Consider the following 8260-nt stretch of genomic DNA (forward strand, 5'->3'; position numbering starts at 1 on the left):
ATATATGTCAAAGAGAAGGTATTCAAGCAAACCAGGTCACCTTACACTCAGACAATGGTAGCCCGATGAAAGGAGCAACGATGCTAGCCACATTACAACAGCTTGGCGTTATCCCTTCCTTTAGCCGGCCATCAGTCAGTAATGATAATCCCTATTCAGAATCTCTTTTTCGCACATTGAAATATAGACCTGAATACCCAGAGCAGGCTTTTTCCACTCTAGCAGTAGCAAGAGACTGGGTGTGTGACTTTGCCAATTGGTACAACAAAGAGCATCTTCATAGTGCTATTAAATTTATCACCCCAGAGCAACGTCATGCAGGTAAGGATGACGAAATATTGAATTGCCGTAAAGCGGTTTATCAGCAAGCAAAGTTAAGAAACCCTAATCGCTGGAGTGGTGAAATAAGGAATTGGGATAAAGTAGAAGAAGTCTACTTAAACCCAGAAAATCAAAAAACTGAAAACGAGCAAAAAGAGCAGGCATAGATTTACAACTTTAGGCGACAACTAGTTTGACAATTATCGAGCAAGGGCTGAATAAGTTTGCTTTACATCAATGCTATTCGACATGCTTTTGATGAATTACAAAAGTTAAAACCAGCTACTGCGGAACATCAGTTAGTTACTTTTCTTCTAAAAATAACTGTACGCTTGAGCTATCCTTCCTTCAACTGTTATTCTTCCTGAAAATTAAAGTCGAACATGGCGTTTCTGTTGCAAAAATTAGCAAAAGAAGAAAAATGTAGTCGATGCTATTTTTGCAGTTCCTGTTTCACTATTTCAAAAATATAGCTGATTGACAGGTGATAACTCAGACATTGTCTTCCAGCAAATATTGCAACCATAGTGTTGACAGTTTTTCCTGAACCGAGTTTTGCCGCAGACGGGCATGAAGGTTGTCGAAGTCCACTCGATCCAGTTGCTGGTCCTGATTGTAACAGGAATAGACAAAGTACTCTTCACCCGAATCAGGATCAATATGCTTACACAGACATTGCGCACAGACGCCTTTCATCATGCATTGCATCGGTGAATTAATGGAGCCAATCGCTTCATGATGTTTTTTCAGGTACGGTTCCAGTACCTCGTGCCGAGCCTGTTTGACAGCCGCCATCATCCGGTCCGAGCCAATGACGACCATGTGATCGACATCATCCAAATGGATTGGGGTTGCCCCCAACTCTCCACGAGCATAGGCAAGCATCGCTTCAACAATATTACCGACAAAACTTTTATCCAGAGGTCGCGTAATTGGAATCGCCTCGTTACCCTGGCGCTTATCGACTGCCCAGACTATGAGGTCGGAAGCCGCTTCAATCTCTTCTACTTTAAACAAATCTTCACGATTGCGGTATCCGGCAAAATAGATCACCTGATTACCGGCTGCACGCATTGCTTTACCAATGGAAAACAGTACAGCATTACCCAATCCACCACCCAGCAATAAAACAGTTTTTCCTGATGGAATATCTGTCGGTGCGCCAGTGACTCCCATCACCACAATGGGGTCACCCGCTTTCCAGGTTGCGCAGAGTCGAGTGGAACTACCCATTTCCAGTGCGATTAGAGAAATTAAGCCATTTTCCTTGTCTACCCAGGCACCTGTCAGAGCTACGCCCTCGGAAGCCAGTACCGTATCTTTTTTAATCGGAGCCAGTGTTTCATAATTCTGTACCCGATAAAACTGGCCAGGGCAGAACTTTCTAGCCGCTAGTGGAGCTCGCACGATGATTTCTATAATAGTCGGAGTCAACCGGTTAACTGTCACAATACATGCATTGAAGGCATCGTCTAAATGATGCTGGAGATCGTGTAATTTTCTATCACGTTGTGCTTGTTCAGCCGGATCCAGAGCCGCTAGCGTCTGTTCAAATAGCTTGACTACATAAGGATAACCATCTTTGGCACTAGCCATCGCTTTTACCACATTGCCTGCATATACTGGGTGATTGTCGCCATAAAATGAGATGAATTTTCCGTTGCGATGATAAGAAGTTAATGGAGCCGGTTTGCCGACTTTCGGTATTCTGGTATCATCTGTAGCGATCAATTTTGGTTCTTTTGCTGCCCAGTCGGGCTCATAACGTTGATAGAATTTACCATCCATTTCAAAACTATCTGGATGCTCCGACTCGTAAATGGTATTGGGTGAGGTACCTGCAGCAATAAACAGGCTGCGCAGATTGACCTGTAAGTCCGTTTGTTTTTGCCATTTGCCATCCTTTTCCTGTAGTTTGTCAAACATAACTGCCTGCAGGTGTTGGTATTGGTCAGGAATGGCCTCCACAGGACTCATACCTTCCGCCAACAAAATCCCCTCAGCTAATGCCTGCTGTATTTCCTCGTGATTTTGTCGATAGGCTGGTGCATCCTTAATGCCTTTGCGGTAAAACAGTGTGACACCTCCCCATTGTCGTAAAAAAGGCAGAAAATTAGGCGTTTCCTTAGCCGCATCGGCTCGCTCGCGTTCAGCTTGAATAATACGTCCATGGGCCAGAAACTCGTCCAGAATTTGTAGTTCTTCCTCATCATAAGCTTGTCTAATGGTATTTTCTCCATAGACAGCCAGAAGATTTTCATAGCGATGCAGAATTTTACTGACCTGAACTGGATAGTAGGCTAATAGTTCTGTTGCCGTGTCGATAGCGGTCAATCCACCACCGATAACACCTGCTGGCAAACGGATCTGAAGATTAGCCAGCGAGGATTCCTTGGCCGCTCCGGATAGTTGCAAGCCCATTAAAAAATCAGACGCTTTGCGGATACCGCGGATTAAATTGTTTTTTATCCCAATTACGGTCGGTTTTCCTGCACCACTAGCAATAGCGATATGATCAAAGCCCAGATCCCAAGCTTCATTTATGGTTAATGTACCACCAAATCGAATACCACCATAACAACGAAAAGCCTGATGACGTAATAGATTAAGGTAAATGACTTTGAGAAAATTTTTATCCCAGCGTACGGTAATACCGTATTCTGCAACCCCGCCGAATCCGAGCATGACCCGCTTATCCAGATCATCGTAAAGGGTATTGAAATCGCGTATCGGTAACGGAACTGTTTCTCTATCGCCGGTCAAGGTTTTGGGTAGGGGTTCAATTTTTAAACCATCAATACCTACCACTCCAAATCCTTCATTTAGCAGATAATGCGCTAGTGTATAGCCTGAAGGACCCATGCCAGCTATCAGTATATTTTTTCCATTGTAAGGCAGGGTATGGGGCCGTTTGATATTCAATGGATTCCAGCGTGACAGCAGACTGTATATTTCAAATCCCCAAGGCATAAATAGCACATCGGTTAATACATTGGTTTCGATTTGTGGAATATCGACCGCTTCAGTTTTCTGATAGATGCAAGCTTTCATGCAGTCATTGCAAATGCGGTGACCTGTACCGGGGCACATGGGGTTATCAATCATCACGATAGCCAGGGCACCAATATTGTCGCCATGCCGTTTGAGCACATGCATTTCCGAAATTTTTTCCTCTAGGGGGCAACCAGTGATGGTGACACCCAGAGGGTTGACTTTGAAGCTACCGTCCTTTTTGTTTTTCATACCCTTGGAGCAGGAGTCTGTGTCGCGTTCATGACAGTAAATGCAGTGATCGACTTCGTAGAGTACCTGACGCTGATTAAAGCGTTTATCTGTTAAAGCAAAACCATCACGGCGGCGATGATGGCTTTTGTGGGCTGACCAGGCCTGATACTGATTCTCTACGCAGATTTCATGTTCAACTAGATCCTTAAAATTTATTTTGGCGGGTGTTTTAAAGCTAACCCAATGGGCTACCTGTGCTTGCAGTTGCGGAATTTTCAGGGCAGCAAAGCTCCAGCGCCGTACTATGTCTAACAGCGATTCTAAAAAGTCGGCTGGATTTTGTATTTCCAGTTGTTGTGTCAATAAAGACGTAGCCTGTGGGTTTTCGCTTAATTGATGTTTAATCAATACTGCTTTCGAGTGGAGTTCGTCTGCATTGCACTGACTATCGGGGTTATTGTTTGAGGTGAGCCACAATTCGCTAGCTAATTCACTAATGGTCATTTCCGGGTCATTGAACCATAGGTTTGACCGTCCTGTAACTGTCAGTAATGCTTCCAATTGTTGTTGTAGTCTCTGAATATCCCAGCAGGTAATGTTTTCCTGCTTAAAATGTTTTGTCAGTTTACTGATAATTTCATGACGATACACAAACACATGATCAAATTCATGCTGAATTCTGTCGATTTGTTTTATTCTGGTTTCATCAATGTTAAATAATTTCGCTATAAATGATCCTAGCAGCGGCGCCATTCTTACCAGCAGATCAGAAATATGCACAGCGCTCATTCCTTCACCCTGACAGCGCCGATACTCGGTGAATTCAGCATGTAACGCTGAATCGTCAATTTTTACAGAATGTTCAAATACCTTGAAAAGTTCAGATAATTTTTCCGGTTTATGGAGGTCAGCATAATCATACCCCGATATACCAAGTATCAGACTTTCAGCTTTATGGTTCATAGGGTTCTGTCGAAAAGTTTAGCTAAAATAAGATAATACTTACCCTAGAGACAAGGCAATCCTGCTAAATCCATAAACTAGTGATAAGCAAGAATATTATCCTTCAGATAATTGACCCTTTCGAATCATGTGCTCCGTTTTAATACCATAAATAATCGCGTGTTCGAAATGAAAGACCTTAACCCCAATCATCGATTTTGTTATTTTTTTGATTAAGCACGGGTCTTGATCGATGATATTATTCCTACTTGGCCTATATCGGTTAAGCGTTACACAATCAACCGTTACACCAATTTTTCTATGATATCATCTAGGCATCAATAAGAAATACCATAACGTATATAGAAAAATATAGCATAGAGAATAATGTTTTTTGGTTGGCACACGGCGCATTAATAATTCCCCAGTATGCTCTGCGTCAACCCTATCGACTACCAGCCTTACCTGGCTGGCAGCGGTAGTGAGCACCTATAAAACTGATCATTGTTATTGTTTTTACTAAATATCAGTAATTGTCTCTGGTTTTGCTAAACTTTGCCATAGAACCGGATCATTCAAACAAATGCAGCGTTTCAAGGTATCTCGGAAACCAACTTAACATAGGCATCCTCAGTGAAGGCACGAAGTGTCTCAGTTTGTACGTTACCTTTTGAACTGAGAGCAAGCACTACCTTAGCCATAGTTTCATCGTCTGGCGCTTCGAAAATCGTGACTATGTCGTATTGACCGCTTACTAGGTAGAATTCCTTTAATTCTGCCCCCATCGATCGAAAGGCTTGTTTTCCTGCATCTAGCCTGTTGGGGCTTTCCTTGATGTGTTGGATGCCTTGTTGGGTGAACCGTGCAAGAAGAATATAAGTAGCCATACATCACCTCTATTTACTTTTCGTTTATGAAAGGGATTAAAGACCAACGGTACGGAAAGTAACGCGGGACTCTAGTATTCATGTTTTATATAAGTCTATTTTTTACTTTTCTTTAGCTATGAAAAACACTTTAGAAAATCATACATCATAAAAAAATAAAACGCATGACCCAAATGGGTCAAAATAAAAACTTATTATCAGCAATTCTCAATTTAGGATTTCTCATGTTTCTGGTATCGGAATTTCTAACCCTTCCATCATAAATTCCATTAATTTTCCTGATTAGAAAGATTCTTCAGCTAAACCAGATTTTCCCAAGTATAAAGCGCATACTTCAAACACTAGAGATTATGGGTGAAAATACTTAGCTTTAGCATTTTTTGCTAAATAGCAGCACATTCCATTGATTTTTTAAATCCGTCGTATGAATTATTAGTTTCTTACAATTTTTTTGATTCTGATTATTTGTTGGTGTTGGAGGTTATTGATAGGCAGGAGTGAGTTTTTAAAGATGTTCTGTAAGTTTTTGTCAATAGCTGCGACTCATAAACAACTTATTATTTAAACGGAAACAAAATGACTTCCTCTCGTATTATTTTGCTAGTTTTTATCGCGGCGTTTATTAGCGTTTTTTTCTATTTTGATTTAGGACATTACCTGACTTTAGAGACCTTAAAGTCTAAGCAAGCAGTGATAGAAAATTATCGTGCTGCCAATCCAGCGCTTGCGGTTACCCTTTATATGTTGGTTTACGTAGTGGTGACAGGTTTATCTTTACCCGGTGCGACGATTTTAACTTTAGCCGGTGGCGCGGTATTTGGGGTGTTATGGGGAACTTTGATTGTTTCTTTTGCATCTAGCATTGGTGCAACTCTCGCCTTTTTAGCAGCTCGATTTTTATTCCGTGACACGGTCAAAGCTAAATTTGGTACACGTCTTAAAGAAATTGATAGGGGCGTTTCAGAGGATGCTGGCTTGTATTTATTTACCTTACGTTTAGTACCCATTTTTCCTTTTTTTATGATTAACTTGTTAATGGGGCTCACCAATATGCGCACATGGACATTTTATTGGGTGAGTCAAATAGGTATGTTGGCGGGTACGATAGTGTATGTGAATGCGGGTACGCAGTTAGCAAAAATTGACTCATTAACAGGTATTTTGTCACCTGCTTTATTGGGTTCATTTGTGTTATTAGGACTTTTTCCTTTGATCGCTAAGAGGATTGTCACAACAATAGGCGCTAAGAAAATGTATAAGCAATGGAACAAACCAAAGAAATTCGATAACAATATTGTCGTGATTGGCGGTGGATCAGCGGGTTTAGTGACCGCGTATATCGCTGCGGCAGTTAAAGCTAAAGTGACCTTAATTGAAAAACATAAAATGGGCGGTGATTGTTTAAATACTGGCTGTGTACCATCTAAAGCCTTGATTAAATCGAGTAAATTAATTTCGATGACTAAACGCTCTAAAGAATTTGGCATCAAATCCATGCAGGCTGATTTTGAGTTTAGCGAAGTCATGGAGCGTATTCAAGGGGTGGTAAGTACTGTTGCGCCACATGATTCAGTCGAACGTTATACCGAATTGGGTGTTGATGTAGTGGTCGGTACGGCAAAAATTGTTTCACCGTGGGAAGTGGAAGTCACCACTGAAACAGGTGTGCAAACCATCAGTGCATGTTCTATCGTTATTGCCGCAGGTGCGCGTCCTTTTGTACCTCCGATTCCTGGTTTAGATAAAATTGATTATTTAACCTCGGATAATGTTTGGGACTTACGCGCTAAACCACAGCGCATGCTAGTCTTAGGAGGCGGTCCGATTGGTTGTGAGTTAGCGCAATCGTTTAATCGCTTAGGTGTACAGGTGACGCAAGTAGAAATGGCACCGCGCTTAATGATGCGTGAAGATATAGATGTATCAGAAGTCGTGATGGCTAATTTTATTAAAGAAGGCATAGCTATTAAGTTAGAGCACACCGCTAAAGAATTTCTTATCGAGAATGGTGAAAAAATATTAATTGCCGAGCACAAAGGCGAGCAAGTACGACTTCCTTTTGATCAGGTATTATTGGCTATTGGACGCGTTGCCAATATAACGGGCTATGGATTAGAAGAATTAGGTGTGCAATTATCAGATCGCCGTACTGTACAAATTAACGCCTTTCAAGAAACTAACTTCCCTAATATTTATGCTTGTGGTGATGTATCAGGGCCGTATCAATTTACCCATACGGCAGCGCATCAGGCATGGTATGCCTCGGTCAATGCCTTGTTTGGCTCCTTTAAAAATTTTAAAACTGATTACTCAGTTATTCCTTGGGCAACTTTTACCGATCCTGAAGTGGCGCGAGTGGGATTGAATGAGCAAGATGCCAAAGAGCAGGGCATTGCTTATGAAATCAGTATTTATGGCCTTGATGATTTAGATAGAGCCATTGCTGATGGTGAAGCACGGGGTTTTGTTAAAGTATTAACTGTACCAGCTAAAGATAAAATCTTAGGTGTGACTATTGTGGGTGAACACTCGGGGGATTTAATCGCAGAGTTTGTCTTGGCGATGAAATATAACTTAGGCCTGAATAAAGTTTTAGGCACAATCCATATTTATCCAACCATGGCAGAAGCCAATAAATACGTGGCAGGTGTCTGGAAAAAAAACCATCAACCAAAGAAATTGTTACAGTGGACGGCTAAGTTCCATTCTTGGAAACGTGGGTGTTAGTACGTAAGCGTCAATTAAACCACACATTCTAAACCGCCTAAAATAAGTGCAAACTAAGCTTTTCATTTCAAAATGGGAGGCTATATGCACCAATACCAAGATCACACACTTATCCAAGAGCATATCGCAAACTGGAAAGCGAGCGGATTAACTCAGGT

The 8260-nt window shown here is 41.6% G+C and carries 4 protein-coding genes and 1 pseudogene; 2 read left to right on the forward strand and 3 right to left on the reverse strand.

Annotation, left to right across the window (positions count from 1 at the left end):
* A partial coding sequence (locus BQ7314_RS06955) for an integrase core domain-containing protein (RefSeq protein ID WP_217423831.1) occupies positions 1–488 on the forward strand: 488 nt, incomplete at its 5' end.
* Between the two features lie 325 nt (positions 489–813).
* On the opposite strand, the gene BQ7314_RS06960 is transcribed toward BQ7314_RS06955, so the two are convergent.
* From BQ7314_RS06960 to BQ7314_RS06970, 3 genes and pseudogenes are all read right to left on the reverse strand, one after another.
* Positions 814–4509: a pyridine nucleotide-disulfide oxidoreductase gene (locus BQ7314_RS06960; RefSeq protein ID WP_174482982.1), complete on the reverse strand. Its 3696-nt coding sequence runs from the start codon at positions 4507–4509 to the stop codon at positions 814–816.
* A gap of 96 nt (positions 4510–4605) precedes the next feature.
* Positions 4606–4895, reverse strand: a pseudogene (locus BQ7314_RS06965) (hypothetical protein).
* A 186-nt stretch (positions 4896–5081) separates the two neighbouring features.
* Complete coding sequence (locus BQ7314_RS06970; RefSeq protein WP_174482983.1) at positions 5082–5375, reverse strand: GYD domain-containing protein; 294 nt, start codon at positions 5373–5375, stop codon at positions 5082–5084.
* Positions 5376–5951: 576 nt separating this feature from the next.
* Here BQ7314_RS06970 and BQ7314_RS06975 point away from each other — a divergent pair.
* The gene (locus BQ7314_RS06975) at positions 5952–8102 is read left to right on the forward strand and encodes an FAD-dependent oxidoreductase (protein ID WP_174482984.1); all 2151 of its coding nucleotides are present in this window, start codon (positions 5952–5954) and stop codon (positions 8100–8102) included.
* Positions 8103–8260: the final 158 nt, after the last annotated feature.

The sequence above is a fragment of the methanotrophic endosymbiont of Bathymodiolus puteoserpentis (Logatchev) genome, from assembly GCF_900128525.1.
Classification (GTDB): Bacteria; Pseudomonadota; Gammaproteobacteria; order Methylococcales; family Methylomonadaceae; genus Methyloprofundus.